Raw genomic sequence first — 19168 nt, 5'->3', positions numbered from 1 at the left:
GTCAGTTGCCTCTCCATGGCCAAGCTCTCCGGCCGTAAGCCTACTTAAACGTCGAGGCGTATTTTAAAAGGCGCTTATCGAATTAGCGTTGATCGTAATCGGCAAGGCGATGGAGGGTGCCCGATTGTCTGCAACGTTTTCGGGTTCGTTACGTCGGCAATCTCCTGACAGCACAGACGGATTGAGGAGTGCCGTTAATTGCTGGTGTGGAGATTTAGGATGATGCGCCGGTAGCGAGTCAGCGCAGGAGTGCCGTTGTCAGTCACTGCAAGGATGACATGAGCGATGCCGCTCTTTGGGCAAGTGTGGGAGTCAATCCAGGCGGGGCGGCACGTAGAGGTGGCGATTATCTGGGGCCGGGCGGCGTGGGAAGCTGCGATAGTCACGGATCCGAGCGACGCGCCGGTGACGGCCCCTGCCTCACTGTACTGAAACCATTCGAACGCGAGTCCGTCATGGTCCGGGTCTCTGGAGTCGGTCGCATCAAGTGCAATGGGCTGCCCAATGGTCGCATCGATTGTGATCGGCTCATTGCCGCCCAGCCCATTCACCACGACTTGCGGTGGATGATTGGCGTTGGCGTATGATTTCACTGTCCAGTCCATGCGGGCGGCGAAGTCATTCTGGAATGCCGTTCGCCAGCGCCAGATTGTTGCTTGATCCGAAGTATGGCCATCTACAGTGTCGGCCGATGTAACCCTCGAGAATGAATCCCCACCCTGCGTCCATATAGGTCGCGTTTCCCCGTACGGCTTGCGAAGCAAGTATCTTCCGCCCCAGCCTCCCCAGTCGGGGTGGTCGGACGATTGGAGGCCGTTGGGGATGAGACCCAAAAAAGACGGCGTATCGCCTTCCATGATGAAGAGGTAGCGCGGGTAGTGCTTTCCAAGAGGCCCTTTCGACCTGACGTTCGCGTCGAGCCATTCATTGCTGACGGATGTGAAATCCGCGCCCTCGCCGTTGCGGTAAAACCGGTCTCCGCTGATCCCGGTCCATGTCGCGCTCGCGTATTCCTGGCTGTCGACCGTCGAAGGCTTTACGATGTAGAACAGCTTCGGGAATTCCTTGCGGATCCACGCTCCAGCATCGTCCTGGTCGGAAATTGCGGAAACTCGCAATTTCTGGACGAAACTGTCGACTTCGCTCGGGCTCCGAGTTGCCTGTACACGTTGCAAGGCTTCCGCGAGTGTGCTTGCTCCGCCCCACAAGGTCACCCACAAAGGGCGGGCGTCGTTTCGGTCTGTAGCTGCAATCAGTGCCTTGGCGCCGTCGGAAAGGGACTGCGTGCCGATCGCCTTCAGCCCGTAGCCAGCGACGCCCTTTGAAACTCGCGCCTTTAGAACTGCCGCATCGGGCCAACCGCTTGCATGCTTGCGCAGATTGGGCAGGACCTGGGCATAACCGTCGATGACGCTTAACGCGATGTCTGGGGAAACCTTCGTTGGCTGCCAAACGGAGGTTGTTGCCGCGATTCCCTCGATGTCGAGTTCGTTGGAATAAACCAGTAGACGAACCAGTGACATTTGATCGTCGGGCTCGTTGCCTATGTCCGAAAGGACGAAGATCCTTGGCTTGCCGAGAGACTCCGCAGCCAGGACGGGTGAGGGCGCGATTGCAAGACAGCCCACCGCCGCCAGAAGCCATCTGGATAACGCAGATCGCTGCTGCACAAATGCCTTGGACATATGGGGCTTATGAGCAAACGCGAGACGAGTTCTCGATCCAGGTGTCATGAGGTGTCCAGTCGATTAGTCTGAACACCTCATCGTGGAATCTACGAATCAAAGCAACACGGCGTTCGTTTTTGTGAGCAATTGATGCGAGTCATCATTTTACAACGACGCGCACCCGTCCAAGATTTTGAATGCGCCCGAATGCCGTTTTGCGATCGCCATCTCGCTGGGAAATTCCGCGCAAGGCCGGAAAGTATGTGCCCGGCTTATCAAACCTATGGGTGATTGTGACGCTCGCGGTCTTGAGACCGGGCTTCACGGGTGATTGTACGGCAAACGTTCCAGCTCCTTCGAAATCCCATTCCGCCGCAATGACTGTGCCGGTTCCCGGAGGAACCTCGATCGTGCCCGTGAACGTCACGGTCTGGCCAGCGGCGATATCGGCACGTTCGCCCCCATCCACCTTGAGTGCGACGACGGGCTGGATGCCCCGTCGTTCTGCCGCGGTTGGCGGAACGATGATCTGCCCGTCGTCATAGCGGTAGTTGGTTGAAGCTGGAGGAGCGATGCCTTTTTCAACCCACAGCGCCACGTCGCGAAGCGCCTGATTGAGAACCGGTACGTAGCTAACGGTATGGATCGCATCCTCTTGCGAGTCGCTGTCGCCGTGCAAGGCGTGGTCCGTGAACCACAGCCGGAAATGGTCATCGGCTTTTGATCCGAAATGCTTCTCTACACGCGCGCGATACCAATCCGCCGACCAGGGATAAGCTTCCCGATCCCACAGCGATTCGACCAGGATCATCTTGCCCTCGAAATTGCCCTCGGGGATCGATCCTGCGGTCGCCTTGGTGAACAGCGGGCCCAGCAACATCGGTCGTTGAGGGTAGATCGGCTTGCCGTCAGCGCCGCGGAACTGGTCCCACACCTTGAATTCCGCTTCCGGCACCTGGTGCCGGTGATAGGTCTGAGCGGCCAGGAAGTTGCTGTTGTCGACCTGGACCTCATCGCCCTGGGCGAGCTTTGCAGCCACAGTGGGATCGACGATTCCGAATACAGCGGTATCGCCTTCGATCCTGCTCAACGTCAGCCGCGCGCCTTTCGCGGCTCCGGACAGGACGATGAGATCGCCGCCCAGGAATTGGATAGCAGGCGGCGGTGAGGACAGGCGGACGGCGACGACATACTGCGCCTCCTTGCCTTGCGCCGCGGCATAGCTGTCATCGACATTGCCCTTGGTCTTGCCGTTGGTCACGCTCGTTTCAAGCTTCTGGCGCGCGGCGTCGGCGCCGGTCACCAAGCTTGCGATCGTCGCCTTGTGCTGCATTCGGTAGCCGGTGAAACTCTCCGGGTGATCGAAACCATAATAGCCCGGCTTGGTCCAGAAGTCGGTGAAGTAGCCGGGGTCCGCCATGACGACGCCGCCGTAGAGCGCCGCAAAGCCGTGGATCCCCATCGTCTTCCATCCGAACCAGGACTGGAGCGGGAAGCCCATGCGCGTCACTTCATGCAGCGCAGCGGCCTGTTCGGTGTTCAATCCCGCATAGGGATCGCCGCTGCCGCCGGGTTCCATAGCGTCGACAATCTGCGGGAACTTGTCCTGCAGCAGCCGCATCGCGTGCATGCGAATGGTGAAGCTGTTGGGGATCGCCATGCTGGACCCCAGCACATGGGGTACGGCACCGTCCCAGACGCCGCGTGTGTTTTCCATCGAGCCGACAGTGCGATAGGCTCCGCCACTACCCCCATAGGCGTAGCCGTAGGGCCGCTTGCCGCCGTACATCTGGAGAGCGACGACGCGCGAATACTGAGCGGCAGCTGCGTTGGCGCGATAGGCGCCGATTGTTGGATCCTGTGAACCGAAGCCGGCAACGGCAGGGCCGCCGCCGTTGGTTTCGACGAAATAGCCGCCGCTGGCGATCGAAAAGCTGATCTTGTCGTTTGCCGGCGAACTAGGCTGTTGGGCCAAGTTCTCGTTGTCGGGAGCGGGCGTAAAGTGCTGGAAGAACCGGCCCTGGTATTGCGCCTTTGGCGGGAAATAGAAGGAAAACCGCGTGTCGGTGCCCTTGAAGCCGCCATGGACATAGCGATGGCGGACCGGTGCATCGCGCCATTCGTCCTTGTCGATGTAAGGCTGGGCAAAGAGAGGATCGGGCGCCGGAGCGGTTGCCGGGGAGGCGTTGGTATCGGTAGATGATCCCTGCGCCATGGTGCCCCCTGCAATTGCGGCCGAGGCCAGAGCAAGCCTGATGAGTGTGCCGGTGATGCCGTTCTTGTTGCGCGCGCGCTTCATGCCGCAGGCTCCGTATTCTCGGGATGGGAAGGGTGCCGCCGCCGCCCAGGAGAGAGGACGGTGGCGGCAGATCGGGCGATCAGAACTTCTTGCTGATTCCGAACTGGAACACGCGCCCGATGGAGGTGACCGCATAGCCATCCAGCGAGTTCAGTGAACCGTTGTAGGGCGGCGGATCCTTGTCGAAGAGATTGTCGACATTGAAGGTGAGCGACAGGTCATTCATCACGCCGCTGCCCTTGAAGTCGTACTGTGCGAACATGTTGATCGTATCGAACGCCTTAATTTTCGACTGATTGAGGTTCGACGCGAGCGGAGCGACGTCCCAACCGCCAAGGTGGCGCCAGGTGGCCTGAGCACGCAGATTGCCGAAGGTTGCGCCCAGCGTACCGGTCAGGATGAAGCGCGTCTGGGCTTTGACCGTGTCGACGAAGTCCGCCCCCGCGACCGACTGCTCCTTGCGGTTCAACACATAGTTGCCGTTGATCTGCGTGTATACCGAACCAAAGCCTGTCGGGTGATCGTAGGCGAGCGAGAAGTCCAGGCCATCGGTGTTGACCGCGGCGAGATTGGTGCGCCGTCCGTCGGCAATCGAATAGACCTGCCCCTCGGTCACCGTATAGGGCGAGACTTGCGCGAGGCCGCCCGGCACTTGCGAGGCCAGCGCGTTCACCTGGGCGATCGTCGGGTTCATCACGTAGTTGCCCGTGAAGAGCGTGTAGAAGGTCGACGGGTTGAACACCGGCGGTATGTCGATGAGGTCCTTGAACCGGATATTGTAGTAGTTGAGCGTGGCGGTGAGCCCGGGCAGCGAAGGCGGCGCGATGTCGAAGCCCAGAGACCAGGTGGTAGCCTTCTGCGGCTTAAGATCTTCACCGCCACCGCCGAGGAAGATCTGGGCCTGGCCCGGCTGCGGGGTTACGGCCGGGTTGGCGAACAGGATGAATGGGAAGGCGAAGATCGTGGCGGGGGCTGCTTGGGCGCCGTCGGCAAGGCTGGGGGCCTGGAACGATTTGCCCCAAGTGCCGCGCAGCTTCAGACCGTCGAGAGGCTCATAGGTCGCGCCGAACTTCGGATTGAAGGTGCCGCCGAAATCGTTGTAGTGGTCGTAGCGTCCGGACGCCGATAGGCTCAGCGAGTAGAGGCCGCCGGTCCGGTTGTCAGGGCCGACGACAGGGACCTGAACTTCGCCGAATACAGCTGCGATCCGCCGGCTTGCCCGGTTCAACGGGATATCGTCGACAGCGCTTGCGCTCACCGTGCCGTTGATCCGGGATTGGTAGCTTTCGTAGCTGTACTCGCCGCCGACAGCGACTTTCACATCGCCGCCAGGCAGGTGAGCCAAGCTGCCGTCGATAACCACGCGCGTATTGGCCATCTCGTTCTTGCCCAGACCGTAGTCGAGGAAGTTCGAGATTAGCGGCAGGACGCCGCTGTTTGCCGGGTTGGACAGATTGTAGGGATCGAAGTTGCCGGTAAGGACCAGCGTCGACAGCGTGCCGTCGTCGATCTTCTCGTTCGCAACCTCAGATCGGCCGCGCCCGTAATTGGCCAGCCAGCGCAGTTGCCAGCCGCTGCCGAGATCGGCGGTCATGGTGGGGGTGAAGCCCCAGGTTTCCAGCTTGGTGCTTTGCCGCGTGTGCTCCCCCAGCACCGAGGAGAAGTCCATTGAAACGGACTGGGCCTGGAAGCTGTTGGCATCGCCGGTGTTGCGGTAAAACGGGTTGAACACGAGACCGGGGGCGAAGGGATTGATTGGCGCGATCGTGGCGGTCGCAGTGACCGGGCCGCCGTCGCCCTTATTCACGCGGTTCATGTAGAACGCGCGAACGTCGAAAGTGATGGGGCCGCCGTCGTCGATGGAGAGGCCGGCAAAGACCGAATGGCGCTGTTCGCTGGGATAGAACGTACGATTGTCGCTGACATCGCAGCGGTTGCCATTGCCAAGCGTCAGACCCGGAAGAGCGTAGATCGAGGAGCCGATCGAGACGTTACCGGCACCGCAAGTGAGGTCGAACGGGAGCCCGGTCGGGTAGTCGAGCCGGCGGACATAGTCGCGGTCGCGGCCATAGAGCGAGTCGTGCCACGAGTAGTCGTAACTGGCGTAGACGGATACAGAATCCCAGGTCTTGCCAACGGTGAGATCGGCATTGACGGATTGATAGTCGTCACCGACGCCAAAGCGGCCCTTCGCTTCGATGCCGTCGAAGCGCTTGCGCGTGATGAAGTTGATAACGCCGCCGACAGCGTCCGCACCGTAGATCGAAGAGCCGCCGTCGAGCACGATTTCGACGCGTTCAATAGCACCAGGCGCAATGGCGTCGGGGTCAGGCACGGTCTGGCGGACACCCATGCCCGGCAAGCGATGGCCATCAACGAGGATCAGCGTGGACGAGCCGCCACCCGACGCGCCGGGCAGGTTGCGCAGATTGGGGCGGTTGATCGTGATCTGGCTCGAACTGATGGCCGAAACAATCGGCGCCGAGTTGAAAGAGGCGGCCTGCGGGACGGTGGCAAGAAGCTGTGCCGTGGAATTGGCGCCGATGGCGGTGATCGCCTCGGAATTGATCGAGACCGCTTCCGATCCTGCCGGTGCCACGCCGCGCAGCAGCGTCCCCGTGACGATGATTTCCTTGATTTCTTTGTCGGTTAACGCCGACTGACTGTCCTGGTCGGGCGCGGCTTGCGCCAGAGCGGCGATGGGTGCGAGTGCCGCCAGCGAGACGCCAAGCAGTGCGCACTGACGGACGGCTCCGAAAGTCGTTTTCATATCCACTCCCCTGTATGGCACCTGCGGATTTTGTTCCGGGTTGCCGGTCTTTTTTTGGCGCCTGCGATATTCCTCCGAAGGTTTTCGCCCGCGTCCGTTCATAGGGGTGACAGATTCGCGGTCGGTTGTCTTGCTAAAAATTTAGATACTAAAATAAATATCCACGGGTCGGTATTGCCCGGGAGGCTGAATTGGCCGATTGGGTGGTGATGCGTTTAACCGATCAGGAATATAACCGCCTTCTGTTGCTCAAGAAGGTGCGGATGAGCGAGCCAGTGGCACGAATCGATCTGGTCGGGCTCACCGGGCTCACGGGGGGCACTATCACTGCGATTACGGCCGATCTCGTCAGTCGGGGGATCGTGATCGAAGAGAAAGTGGCGTCCAGTTCGCCGGGACGACCCCGTGTGAACCTGCGCATCAACCCGACCGGCAAATACGTCGTTGGCATGACTGCGACGGGCGAAGGCCAGGTGGTGACGGAACTGGTCAATCTGAGAGGCGAGAGCCTTGGTGCGTTCAGCACAGCCCTGCAACCGGCGACCAAAATTGCAGATCTGGCGCATCAATTTGTGTCGGCACTCGAGAATGCGGTCACCGATTGGCCCGTGAAACGCGAAGAAATCTTCCGGATTGGCGTTGGTCTCCCTGGCATCGTCAACAGTCGTACAGGAATTGTCGAGCACATCGTCACGCTCGAGCCGGGGCCTTGTGACTTTGGCGGGATCATCTCGCAGGCCTTTGGCATTCCAACGCTGGTCGATAATAACATCAACCTACTGGCCCGTGCGGAGCACTGGTTCGGGGCTGGTGCTCATTCCGATGATTTCACGTTGATCAATGTCGATCTCGGTATTGGTGCGGCGCTCTACAAAGGCGGACAGCTGATCACCGGTGCCCATGGGATAGCTTCGGAGTTCGGACATACCAAAGTGTTGCCGGATACTGGACTTCCGTGCTTCTGCGGGGCGCGAGGATGCCTTCAGGCCTATTGTTCCGTGCAATCGATCGTGCATCAGTCTTGCGAGCTGTTGGGAAGAGAGATCCCGTCTCATGAAATCATGCATGCTTGCTTCGACGGTTTGATGCGAGAACACTCGGCTGACTCAATCGACATTTGGCCGGTGCTGGAAAAGGCCAGCCACTATCTTGGAATTGCTGTCGCCAATCACATCACCATGCAGGATCCGGAGGCCGTGATCATTCTTGGGCCGCCTATAGCCAAAATGGAGAAGCTGCGCGGAGCGTTCTTCACCGCTTTGGAGCAGAACACGTTCCCGGCGCTGCGCCGGCGAACCAAGCTCCACTTCAAAATTTGGGACAAGAGCGCATTTGCGCGCGGTGCGGCCGCAATGGTCCTGGAACATGTTTACGCGGTGTCCTGAGGGAGGGTTGGTAGCCGGGTCAGGACCTAGGCCGTCGCAGCCATATGAAGCTTTGCATAGAAGTCGGCAAACATGAGTCGGGTATCAATGCTGCGGTAAAGACGCATCTTCCTCGTCCCGGTTTGCTCTTCGCGTTTTCCCTTCGCATCAAGCCGAGGCGTCGGAATTTCATCGAATTCGTGCGAGCCCCTGCTTCCCGGTATTCCGGACGTCAATGCCGTCACGGCGACGAGGGGACTATCGCCCATGGTCCAGATTTCCCCCATGTTGACCCTGTAGCGAGCAAGCATTTCAGGGCCTTCTAAGGCTCGCGCATAGAGCCAAGCACCTATCTTGCCGAGAGGCGCGACGGAGACTTGTAGTTCGGTCTGGGATACCGGGCACATAGCGTAAACTTCCGAGGGGATCTGCCAGATCGTGACATTGCTCTCGTTGAAGATGTACTGCGCGGCAAGCGGGTCCAGACTGAAATTGTACTCCGCCCCGAAATTGGCTGCGTTGCCACCAATCCAGACCAGCGTCATCTTTGCAGCGATCTCCGGCTTGATCATCAGAGCGCTGGCGATCTCGGTGAGACCACCTCCGACGGCGACAAACAGGGGGAGCTTGGTATCCGTCCGCATCGCTTCATCGATGATCTTCTGAGTGCCGGGCGAGAGCATCGGTTCAGAGGCAGCGGCAAGCTTGCGAACGGCACCGGCAAAGACGGGGACACGCTCAGTGGCGCCGGTCAGCGCGAGTATCTCGCGCGCCAGTTCGCTTGATCGTTCAGCCGTTTCCTGAGGGAGCAATGCCTTGGTTGCAATGATCCCGCGCAGATCAATGGATGGTGAAAGCACCGCATGGACGGCGGCAAACAGGCCGTCGAGGTCGCCGCTCAGATCATTGATGAACAGCATTCGCAGCCTGGGGCCCATCTCGGGCGAGAACGCCTTTGCCGAGCGGGAGGCAGTCCCGTCCAGGCTGGCGGCGCGGGCGGTCGATGAGAGAGAGGAGACCACTCCGGTCGCGGCCAGGATTTGCATCAGATTGCGGCGATTGATTGCCATTGGGCCAGTCTCCGGGCTGGTATGATTTGTCTGTTCTTAAGCGAATCTAGCAGGGGGCGACTTCACCGCCCGCCGCCCGTTATTGATGGTAGGCTTGTAGTTCGACCGGCCCGATAAGCCCCGCCGGACGAAGAGCTGCCTTCGGCAAATACGTTGGGAACGCCGTCCAGGTAATCTTGGTCGCGCCAGGCTGAGCATCGCCGATCAGGCGGTTGACCCAGAGATTTGCCACGCGCACTTCGAGCTGGTTGGATCCCGAATGCATCTGGTTTCCGATGTCCAGGCGATAGGGCTTGTGCCACACCGTCCCGACAACCTGGCCATTGACTCGTACTTCGGCCAGGTCTCCCACGTCGCCGAAGTCGACGGTCAGGCGCCGGCCAGGCTCCCATCCCGCAGGCGCGGTGAAGTCCTTGGTGTAGGTAGCAATACCGGAGAAGTAGCGAATGCCAGGTACATCGCTTTCGTTCAGCGGCGTCAGGCTCGGAAGTGCCGCACCTGCCGGTGCGCCTCGCCCCTCCTGAAACTTCACATTCCAAGAACCGTCCAACCGGATGGCGGGATTTGCTTCTGTCTGGGCGTAGGTCCGCGCGGAAGTTGTCGCTCTCTTTCGGAAGACCACGTGTACTGACTCTTCGGGGCCAAAGTTCAGCGGAATGATTGTTTCACCGTGTTCGATCCTGAAGCTGACTGGCTCGCTGCGGCCTGTGTCCGCGTGCCACAGCTCCGGCTCTTTTCCAGTCACGCGGAAACGAGCCTCGATGTTCTCCTGCCGATATTTCCTGTTCACGAGGAAATAGGTCTCGCCTTCAGGAAGCGCGCGATGAACGAAGAGGATCTGGCTATCGCCCTGTCCTCCATCGAAGTGGAAATCGGGTGCGACGCCGGCTTGCTCGAGCGCGGCACCAGCGTCTGACGTGGAAATGACGCGGCCCCGGCCGTGCCTGGTTTCCGCGCTGCCCGGCCACAGTCGTTTCACCAAGGCATCGAACGCGAGGCGGTTGTCTCCCAGGCTCGGGTCGGTAGTTGGGGGAGGGCCGGCGACAGTGGCGCCGCCTGCGACCAACGCCTCAATTTTCTTCAATACCTTCAATGTCATATGAGTGGAAGTGCCACCCAGAAAGAGCAGCTTGTAGCGCGCGCCGGCAGGTGTGATCAGGTCGGACCCTTCGTTCTGCAGCAAATTCACCAGTGCATCGGGGTTGATCAGATCGAAGGCGTTTGATTTGGGGGCACCCGAAATGCCCGACTTGCTGAAGAGAGAACCTGCGGGGGCCTCCTCACCGTAAAAGTAGGCGAGGTCCGCCACGTTCCGGCCTTGCTGGAGCATGAGCGCATTGCGTGCGATGTAAGTGACCCATGGCGCGGCAAGCTCAGCCCAGGTCTCGTGCCGGTTGAAATACTGTCCGAAGACGCCGAGCGAGAGGCCCGGCACTTTGTCGTCGGTTGGTTGGTGAACCGAGGTATGGATGACAGGCAGGTTGATACCCTGCGCAAACTCCAGATCGATAATCGGCCTCAATTCGGAAGGGCCGGTGGCCCAGGGCATGAGTATTGAGGTCATGGATTCGGCCGCAGCAATGTTTTGGCCGTAGAGATGGGCGACAGACGATGCCCCCTTCATGTCTGTCAGGAAGGAATTGGAAGGCGCAAGGTCGCGCGGACTGTACCACATGGCTGCCATTGGATAGTCGGCATGACTGCGCATGGTCATGTCGTCGCCAAGGGAAGGGCGGCCACCTTCCAGTGACTCGCCATAGACTTTGAGCCCATTCTCATGCGCAACTTGCGCCACAGTTCCGTAGTGCGCCGATGCGTGGAGATCGGCGATCGTGCGCCTGAAATCGTAGAGGAAGCCATCCCGCTGCTCGGACGTGCCGATCACTCCTCCGCTAAGAACCGGAAGCCACGGAGTTGGATCGTAGCCGCGCAAGCGCTTGAATTCATCAATCAGGCCGGGAGTCCAATTGAAGGCGCCGACTTCGGTCGAATCCGTAACGAGGGCACGAACCCCGCGCTTTCCGATCAACGCCGCTCCGGCCGTCGATCGGTACATGTCCAGATAGTGCTCCAGGTAAGACCGCACCGCGCGCGCATCGAGCTTGTCGACTTCAAGCCCTGTTGCCTCATCCGTTGCAGGATGGTTCGTCTTGCCCACCAGCGACCATCCGAGACGGACAATCCGCCACTGGCTGTCGTCCGGTAACGTTGGCGGCGTCCACTCAATAGATCCGTCAGCGCGCATCCGCTTGGTCAAATTGACGACGGCCTTAGGCGACGGGCCGATCTCTTGGCCGGGTTGGGCCCCGGAACCGAAGGCGTAGTAATCTCGCGCGACGGAGAAGCCGGCCTTGGTTTCAAATTGGTCGGTCCTCGGCTCGCTCGACAATCGCAGCTCAGCGATGCGCAAGCCACTCGGCCCGCGTCCAATCCCCAAGGAAGACAAGGCGGACAAGTCGACGCCAGAAGGTAGGCTAAAGCCGGAAGATGCCGTGCCGGTCCCGCTCGCCGCGGCAAAGACCACGCGAAAGCGCTTGCTGGTCACGGCAGGAAAGCTGATCGTCGAGGGAACATTGCTCACTTCGATATCGGCGACCGGGGACCAGTTCATGCCATCCTCGCTGGCCTCCAATCGAGGGCGAAGTCCCGCACTCATCGGCGTCGCGGCAGTGCCGGGGGCAAACAGTGTGAGAGAGCGCACGGTTTGTGGCTGCTCGAATTCGAGTTGCAGCACCGCCGGTTTTGCTTTGGTTCCGTTGGCCAAGGTCACTGCCGTGAGCAGGCTTGTGTCGAGCAGCGGGCCCGCATCTATCGGGTTGCCGTCGATGTCCGTTGCTCTCGGTGTCGGCAGTGGGCGGCTGGCTTTTACCGGGTACGCGAGAACGAGCGCATCCCTATAGAATTCCGTGATCGATTTGGCAGTTTGGTCGCTTCCTTCGGGCGGCAGATCTCCATACAGTCCGATCGTGCCTGCTGGCCTGGGGAGTGTGCCCGAGAACCGGCTTCCACCCGCAACCGTCACTTCACTCCAGACCAGTTTTTTCATCCCGTCTTCGGGCTTCATCCAGGGACCCCCGGTCTCCGACCAGCCAGGAGACGAGGCGATGCCCAGTTCCAGGCCCAGGCGATCTGCTTCCTCGGCTGCGAAACGGAAAGCATCTCGCCATTCCGGCGTCATGTAAGGAAGGCGTTTGTCGACAATCTGCGGTGTGGTCTGATTTGCATCGAAGTTCTGGACACCGCCGATCCCAACCCTCTTCATCCAGGCGAGGTCCTTGGCGATGCCCTCTTTGGTGATGTTACCATTCATCCAATGCCACCACACCCGGGGCCGGGCCGATTGGGGAGGGTTTTGAAATGCCAGGTTCAAAGGATCGGTCGATGACGTGCTTTCATTCGGGCGAACCGAAGGCGCAGTATCTTCTGCCTGTATAGACGTTCCCTGCACCGCAAGCATGGCTATCAGGGATAAATTAAGCAGGCCGTATAATTTAATGCAGGCCATCGACAACCCTCTTCCAAACTCATTTTCTATATCGGGCGCGATGAGCCACATTCACTGACAATCCCGATGGTGATCGAGGAAATCTCGTCAAATTATCGGCCGATGGCATAGTCGCCGCGGCTACCGAACCAATATCACCCCTACGCTCAGGCGCCGACTTTCTGGTGCCGAATCAAGCTTCCGCCAACTGAATGCAGCTACAATCGCAACGACACGTATATTAAGTGGTTTGCGCGCACGCGCCATAAAAAAACGCTGCGTGGTGCGAGTTCAAGATTTGGACACGGAAGGTCTGGGCGAGCGGGCGAGTGAAACCCGCATCTTTGGATCTGCGCTTCCAGGACCACCGGCCGTTAGGGCCGGTAATGCCGAACCAGCTCCCTGAAGACTGGAAGCCGGGTCGGCGTACGTCCGGTGGGGCTGGGTTGCTCAGGTAAACTCGGCCAGTGCCTGGCTTTCAAATGCGATCAGGTCCTCAAATCTTCCGGATTTCACTTTGAGGCTCCAATCCGGATCGACAATGAGCGCCCGGCCAACTGCGATCATGTCGAACTCGTCTCGTTCCATCCGACCGAGCAATCCGTCGATGCTGGTGGATGCAGCATTTTGGCCTTTGAAGACCGAGAGGAAGTCGCTGTCGAGGCCGACGGATCCGACGCTAATTGTGGCCTTGCCTGTAAGTTTCTTGGCCCACCCGGCAAAATTGAGGCCATGCTCGCCATCGATTTCCACAAACTCTGGCTCCCAGAAACGGCGCTGCGAGCAATGGAACACGTCGACCCCGGCATCGGCAAGTGGCTCAAGCCATGCCGCCATGCAGTTTGGTGTGAGGGCAAGCCGGGCCGTGTAATCCTGCTGTTTCCATTGACTGACCCGCAATATCAGCGGGAAATCGGGACCGACAGCGGCTCGGATCGCGGTGATAATTTCGGCTGCGAACTGGGAGCGCTCCGACAGCGACGGCCCGCCGTAGCGGTCAGTGCGCAGATTGGTCGCCGACCAGAAGAATTGATCGACCAGATAGCCGTGTGCACCATGAACTTCGATGCAGTCGAAACGGATGCGCTTTGCTTCAGCCGCCGCATTTGCGAAGGCCGCTACGGTATCGGCGATGTCCTCCTCGGACATTTCCCGTCCGCGTAATTGACCCGCCGCCTGAAGGCCGGACGGGCTCTCGACGGGGACGTCGGGCTCCCAATCATGGGTGTGGCTCTTGCACGCACCCGTGTGCCAGAGCTGGGGCCCGATCGCGCCGCCGGCACCATGGACGCTCTCGACTACTGATTGCCATCCCCCAAGCCTCTCGCCGTAGAACAGCGGGACATTGGGCTCATAGCGCGAGGCGGGGCGTTCAACCACGACACCTTCGGTCAGCAGCAGCCCGGTTTCCCCTTCGGCACGGCGACGATAATAATCGACGTGAGAGGCGGCGACGTAGCCATCCATGGCGAAGCCGCGCGTCATGGGGGCCATGACAATGCGGTTCTTGAGATCCATGCTTCCGATACGAATGGGCTGGAATAGCACGGCGGGATCGGCACTCATTAATCGGGCTCCAGAGCTGCTAAGCAATGGCCTAATTATGCATGTGGCCACGCGCGCCAGCCAAGGCGAGATTGTTTTGCCCCCTAAGTATCGGATCGCCGCTCGGGCACAAAGTCGCGGTCAAACATGGTATGCAAGCGTTCGATCACGCGTTCGAGATCGGCGCGATCACGATCATCGAGCTTTCGAAAATGAGCTAGGAAACGCCCCTGCGTTTCAAGCATGGTGGCAACCGCATCGACACTTGACCTCCCGGCATCGGTCAAGGCGAGCAGAAATGCCCGCCGATCGTTCGCGATCGGTTGCCGGATAATCAGGCCACGCTTCTCCAGCTTTCGGGCGCGCTCGGAGAGAACCGCGTGCGAGACATGGAGCGCCCGAACGAGATCGGTTGCGCGCAGGGCCTGTGGCTCGGCCATCATGATGGCGCCGAGCATGTGAAAGTCTGCGATGCTCAGCTCTTGCCCGGCTGCGATCCTGTTGAGATCGTTGGCCATGAGTTCACCGACTTTGAAGAGGTGCCAGATAGCGCCAAAGTGGGCGACCTCAAATCCGCGTTCGGCGAAGTACTGCTTGCCGCTCGCGATCTGCCGGGCCGGGCTTGTGGTATCGGAATTGCTCATAGGGCCTCATGTGAGTGGTTGCCGCTGTGCTCGTGGATACATGCATTCCCCGTCAAGTCCGGATCCGGATTGGATCGACGTTCTAGCTGACTGGCAGCCTGCATCAGCTCCAACTCGCTGAATTTCGCTGAGCCGGGCCAGGATGCAGGCGCCATCGCCGATCGGCTAGGCCGAGCCCATGTAGCGCCCGCCGTTCACACTGATGGTTTGGCCTGTCACGTAGTTGGCTCCTTCGGACGCGAGATAGGAGCAGGCAGCAGCAATATCCTCGGGCTTTCCTGGCCGCTTCATGGGCATGGTCGCCGCGTAGGTGTCGATGTCGACGGGCGTGTTGCTCTGCAGCATGGGCGTATCGACAAAACCGGGCGGCACCATGTTGGCCGTGATGCCCTTATCCGCATATTCGATGGCAAGGACTTTAGTCAGACCCATCAGGCCGGCTTTGGCCGAAACATAGTGCGCCATGCACGGCGCGCCGGTCTGTATGGACGAAGAGGTGATGTTGATGATCCGGCCCCATCCGGCCGACAGCATGTCGCCGACAATCTCCTGCGTGCACAGGAACGGCCCTTTCAGATTTACCGCGATCATGCGGTCCCAGTCAGCCTCGGAAAGCTGCTGGAAAGGTACGGTCCCGGTGATACCCGCATTGTTGACGAGGATGGTAACTGGCCCGAGTTTGCTGCGGGTTTCCTGTGCGGCCGCTGCGATATCAGAAGTATCTGCCGCGTTGACGCGCAAAGCCACGGCTTTGCCGCCTTCATCGCTAATACGTTTGGCGGTTTCCTGAGCACCACCTTCATCAAGATCCCAAATGGCGACGGCAGCGCCATCCTGGGCCAATCGGAGAGCAATGGCCCGGCCAATGCCTGAACCGCCGCCTGTAACAACCGCATTCTTGCCTTGAAGCGACAACATTCGTTCCTTTCAATCTTTGCCCCACTGACGCAGGCAGCCTGCCGGAGACGTCACCATCGCGGCCAACTTGCGTCTGGACGCCTGACCCGGGCATTGGGCCGACGGCTCTTCCATTATTGCCTCGTCCACGGATACCGCGGGTCGCCGGGAATTGGCGCAGTGAAACGGGCAGCACCAAGACAAAATTAGTCGTGACGTATAGCAAGGTGATATACCATTGGGCCATTCGGGCTCCGCGTGGGGCCAAACCCTGACGTTCCCAGCAGAGGGGGCTGGGGTCGATCGTTGCAACAGTCGGTGAGGGCCGCTTACCGGCTCAGGCAGCTGTCACTATCGCTCGGACACAGGGATAATATCGCGGATAATCACGAAATTAGAGCCATACCAATGATCGTTCCCCGACCTCCGACTGTCGCCAACCGATTGGCGAATCGGAAGACGAGAGGGTTTCATTTTCATCCGGGCATTTGCGGAATCGGTGCCATCGTGATGGGTGCCGGGTTCGGGCTGCTTTTTAGATATCATTGTATCGCAACGGATTCCCGAGGCGGGATACTCCAAAATTTTGAACAACGCGACGTTGCTTTGCTGCGATTCTGATGATAGCATCGGGACAGACGACCTGAATTGGCCACTTGGCAATAAAAGAGGGCGACTGGGATGGGGAAATCAGAAACAATCGTGACCGAGTTCCGATTGTAAAATCCTGACATGCAATAGTTATCGCGCCTTTTTGGTGCCGATGTAAGCTGTCTAATTGCTTCGCAGTAGATTGCGAGCGCCGCCTTCGTGCGTCCAAAAGACCCGCCAGAAAGATAAATTCTGCGAGCAAATCGCAGAGCGGGGGTAATAATTCATAACAGGGAGAGTGTCTTGAAATCCATAGCTTTTGTTTTGCTGGCTTCGACGGGCGTATCGGCGCTTTCGGCTCCCGCTCTGGCGCAGCGAGCCACCGAAACCACCGCAGAAAGTGCCAACGTCATTATCGTTCAGGCACGTCGCCGCGACGAAGATGTACAGGACGTGCCGGCGGTAGTGGATACCGTTACGTCGGAGTCCATCGCAAAGCTCAATATTCGCGACTTCAAGGAAGTGCAGACACTGGTTCCCGGTCTGCAACTTGGCACGGAAGTCAACGGTGTGGGCGGCAGTGCAAAGCTGCGCGGCGTGAATTTCGACATCAATGCAAGCGGCTTCAATTCGACCGTCGAATTCTACATGAATGACGCTCCGATCACGGCCGGCGTTCTGCTTCAGCAGATGTTCGATATTGGGCAGATCGAAGTCTTGCGCGGACCGCAGGGCACCTTGCGCGGCCGCGCGTCGCCGTCCGGTTCCATCACGGTAACGACCCGCAAGCCGGACCTGATCTCATTCGGCGGCAACATGGACATGACCGCCAACGATATCGGCACGATCAACGTCAAGGGCGCGCTGAACGTGCCGGTAATCGAAGGTATTGCAGCAATCCGCGTCGCCGGCGTCTGGGATGAGAACGAAGGCGATCGTGTGCGTCCGATTACCGCCGGCCGCGATCCCTTCGAGCGCACGAAAGCCGGCCGCATCAGCGGTCTCATCGAGCCGGCCGATTGGCTCAAGTTCGAAGGCGTCTACCAGTACATGGAACGCAATGCGGTCGGATGGGACCAAGTGGCGTCGTTCAGCGAAGTTAATCCCGATGCGCTCCCCAGTCCGGTCTTCATTTCTACAAAAGACCGGCTTTCGATCCAGACGCTGCCCCGGACCGTTCATCAGGTCTACAACGTCTACAACTGGCATGCAGAAGCAAGCCAGTGGGGACAGTCGCTGATCTATCAGGGCCAGCACTATACGCAAAAGGTCTTGGCCCGAAACACACAGGATGGCGCCAACCTCTTCCCGGGCGAGGATGTTCGGCAGGTTACGCAATCCCAGGCCATCGCGACCTCGCACGAAGTGCGCCTGCAGAATGAGACGCGTCTGTTTGACGCGCTCGACTACGTAGTCGGTTTCTTCGACCAGAAAAATGACTCTCCTACCGATCTGACGCGGCCTACTCCCGTTCGTCTGCCGATCGCGTTCGGGGGCGGACTTGCTGCGGTTGCCCAGACGCCGATTTCCCGCCTCGGCGGTTCACATGAACAGTCCTTCTTTGGGAACCTTACCGGCCACATCGGCGACGCAACCGAGATTTCAGGCGGCGTCCGGCACATCGACTATAACTCGGACAACCAGCTTGTGGTGGCGGGGCAGACGATTTCCAGCGACGGCCAGGATGCCAAAAAGTGGATCTACTCCGCTTCGATCAAGCACAACTTCACGCGCGATCTCATGGTCTATGCCAGCACCGGCAGTTCGTGGCGCCCCGGTCTCAATGTCGTTGGCGATTTCAATATTACCCCTTCGGCGTTGGAACAGAGCTTCCTCAACCTGCCCGCAGAGACGTCAAAGTCATATGAAATCGGCTTGAAATCGACGTTTCTTGACGGCCGCATGAGGTTCAACCTCACAGGCTATCATCAGAAATTCAAGAATTACCCATACCGCGTTCCGGGCAACGGTGTGTACTTTGTCAACACGGCGGTCGATCGCAATAGCGCCGGGCAGGTCATCGGCACGCACCAGGAAGTGGCGCAGTTCAATTTTGTTGGCGCGGTCCCGGTTGAAGTGAACGGCGTCGAAGGCGATCTTTCGTTCGACATCTCTGATCGCTGGAATCTCGATCTCGTTGCCAGCTACTCGCTGGGCAAGGTCAAGGATGGCACCATCCCGTGCACCGACCTTAATGGCGACGGCATTCCCGACGTTGTGACCTCGGCGCCTTCGCTTGACCAACTCAAAGCCGCCGTTGGTGTGAACAACGTTTCCGCATGTCAGGTGACGCAGCGCTCGGCATTCCAGGCACCGTTCTCGGCGACCATCCAGAGCGAGTACCGTGTCCCGGTCTCGAACAAGGTAGATGGGTATTTGCGCGGCCTCGTGTCGTTCAACGGCAAGTCGCAGACCGACCCCAGCAACATCTTTGACGACGTCGGTGCCTATGCGCTTGTGAACCTGTTCGCTGGCATTCGCGACCCTGACGGTGCTTGGGAAGTGTCGCTGTTTGCCAAGAACATCTTCGAAACCGAGAAGACGCTCACTCGCACAGATCCGCTGAGCACAAGCTATCAGCAGCTTGGCTTTGGTGGGTTCGGTCCGAACGGGCCCATCCTGACGGGCCCCACATCGCAGAACACGACCAGTACGTATAACGGCGTCACCATGACCGCGCCCCGCGAGTTTGGCATCAACGTCCGTTACGCATTCGGGTCACGCTAAAGGCGCAGCAATGCGTCCCTCCGGCCTGGAGGGGATGGAGCAATCCATCCCCTCCTTTTTTGTGCCGGACAGACCAGCTTCCGTCCGGTCAAGTAGGCCAGGACCAAGGG

General features: G+C 59.4%; 10 protein-coding genes. 2 read left to right on the top strand and 8 right to left on the bottom strand.

Annotation, left to right across the window (positions count from 1 at the left end; genetic code table 11):
• Nucleotides 1–194: 194 nt before the first annotated feature.
• The 3 genes from AC1VVK_RS25340 to AC1VVK_RS25330 form a co-directional block, all read right to left on the bottom strand.
• A complete protein-coding gene (locus tag AC1VVK_RS25340) occupies nt 195–1685 on the bottom strand; it encodes a DUF1593 domain-containing protein (RefSeq protein ID WP_482905915.1) in 1491 nt (496 codons plus the stop codon).
• A 142-nt stretch (nt 1686–1827) separates the two neighbouring features.
• The gene (locus tag AC1VVK_RS25335) at nt 1828–3966 is read right to left on the bottom strand and encodes a PKD domain-containing protein (protein ID WP_482905914.1); all 2139 of its coding nucleotides are present in this window, start codon (nt 3964–3966) and stop codon (nt 1828–1830) included.
• A 79-nt stretch (nt 3967–4045) separates the two neighbouring features.
• Nucleotides 4046–6736: a TonB-dependent receptor plug domain-containing protein gene (locus AC1VVK_RS25330; RefSeq protein WP_482905913.1), complete on the bottom strand. Its 2691-nt coding sequence runs from the start codon at nt 6734–6736 to the stop codon at nt 4046–4048.
• Nucleotides 6737–6927: 191 nt separating this feature from the next.
• Here AC1VVK_RS25330 and AC1VVK_RS25325 point away from each other — a divergent pair, with 191 nt between their 5' ends.
• Nucleotides 6928–8121, top strand: a complete 1194-nt coding sequence (locus tag AC1VVK_RS25325; protein WP_482905912.1) for an ROK family protein — start codon at nt 6928–6930, stop codon at nt 8119–8121.
• 26 nt (nt 8122–8147) lie between these two features.
• Here AC1VVK_RS25325 and AC1VVK_RS25320 read toward each other — a convergent pair whose 3' ends face one another.
• From AC1VVK_RS25320 to AC1VVK_RS25300, 5 genes are all read right to left on the bottom strand, one after another.
• The gene (locus tag AC1VVK_RS25320) at nt 8148–9170 is read right to left on the bottom strand and encodes a nucleoside hydrolase (RefSeq protein WP_482905911.1); all 1023 of its coding nucleotides are present in this window, start codon (nt 9168–9170) and stop codon (nt 8148–8150) included.
• Nucleotides 9171–9249: 79 nt separating this feature from the next.
• Nucleotides 9250–12726 carry a glycosyl hydrolase gene (locus AC1VVK_RS25315; RefSeq protein ID WP_482905910.1) on the bottom strand — a complete coding sequence of 1159 codons (3477 nt, stop codon included), beginning with the start codon at nt 12724–12726 and terminating at the stop codon, nt 9250–9252.
• Between the two features lie 378 nt (nt 12727–13104).
• A complete protein-coding gene (locus AC1VVK_RS25310; protein WP_482905909.1) occupies nt 13105–14220 on the bottom strand; it encodes an NADH:flavin oxidoreductase in 1116 nt (371 codons plus the stop codon).
• Between the two features lie 83 nt (nt 14221–14303).
• The gene (locus tag AC1VVK_RS25305; RefSeq protein ID WP_482905908.1) at nt 14304–14843 is read right to left on the bottom strand and encodes a MarR family winged helix-turn-helix transcriptional regulator; all 540 of its coding nucleotides are present in this window, start codon (nt 14841–14843) and stop codon (nt 14304–14306) included.
• 165 nt (nt 14844–15008) lie between these two features.
• The gene (locus AC1VVK_RS25300) at nt 15009–15761 is read right to left on the bottom strand and encodes an SDR family NAD(P)-dependent oxidoreductase (protein ID WP_482905907.1); all 753 of its coding nucleotides are present in this window, start codon (nt 15759–15761) and stop codon (nt 15009–15011) included.
• Nucleotides 15762–16634: 873 nt separating this feature from the next.
• Between AC1VVK_RS25300 and AC1VVK_RS25295 the strand changes: the two genes are divergently transcribed.
• The gene (locus AC1VVK_RS25295; protein WP_482905906.1) at nt 16635–19058 is read left to right on the top strand and encodes a TonB-dependent receptor; all 2424 of its coding nucleotides are present in this window, start codon (nt 16635–16637) and stop codon (nt 19056–19058) included.
• The last annotated feature ends 110 nt before the right edge of the window (nt 19059–19168 follow it).

The organism is Novosphingobium sp. BL-S-32, from assembly GCF_056857055.1.
The sequence above is the reverse complement of the archived record's forward strand: the minus strand, read 5'-3'. Positions and strand labels throughout refer to the sequence as shown.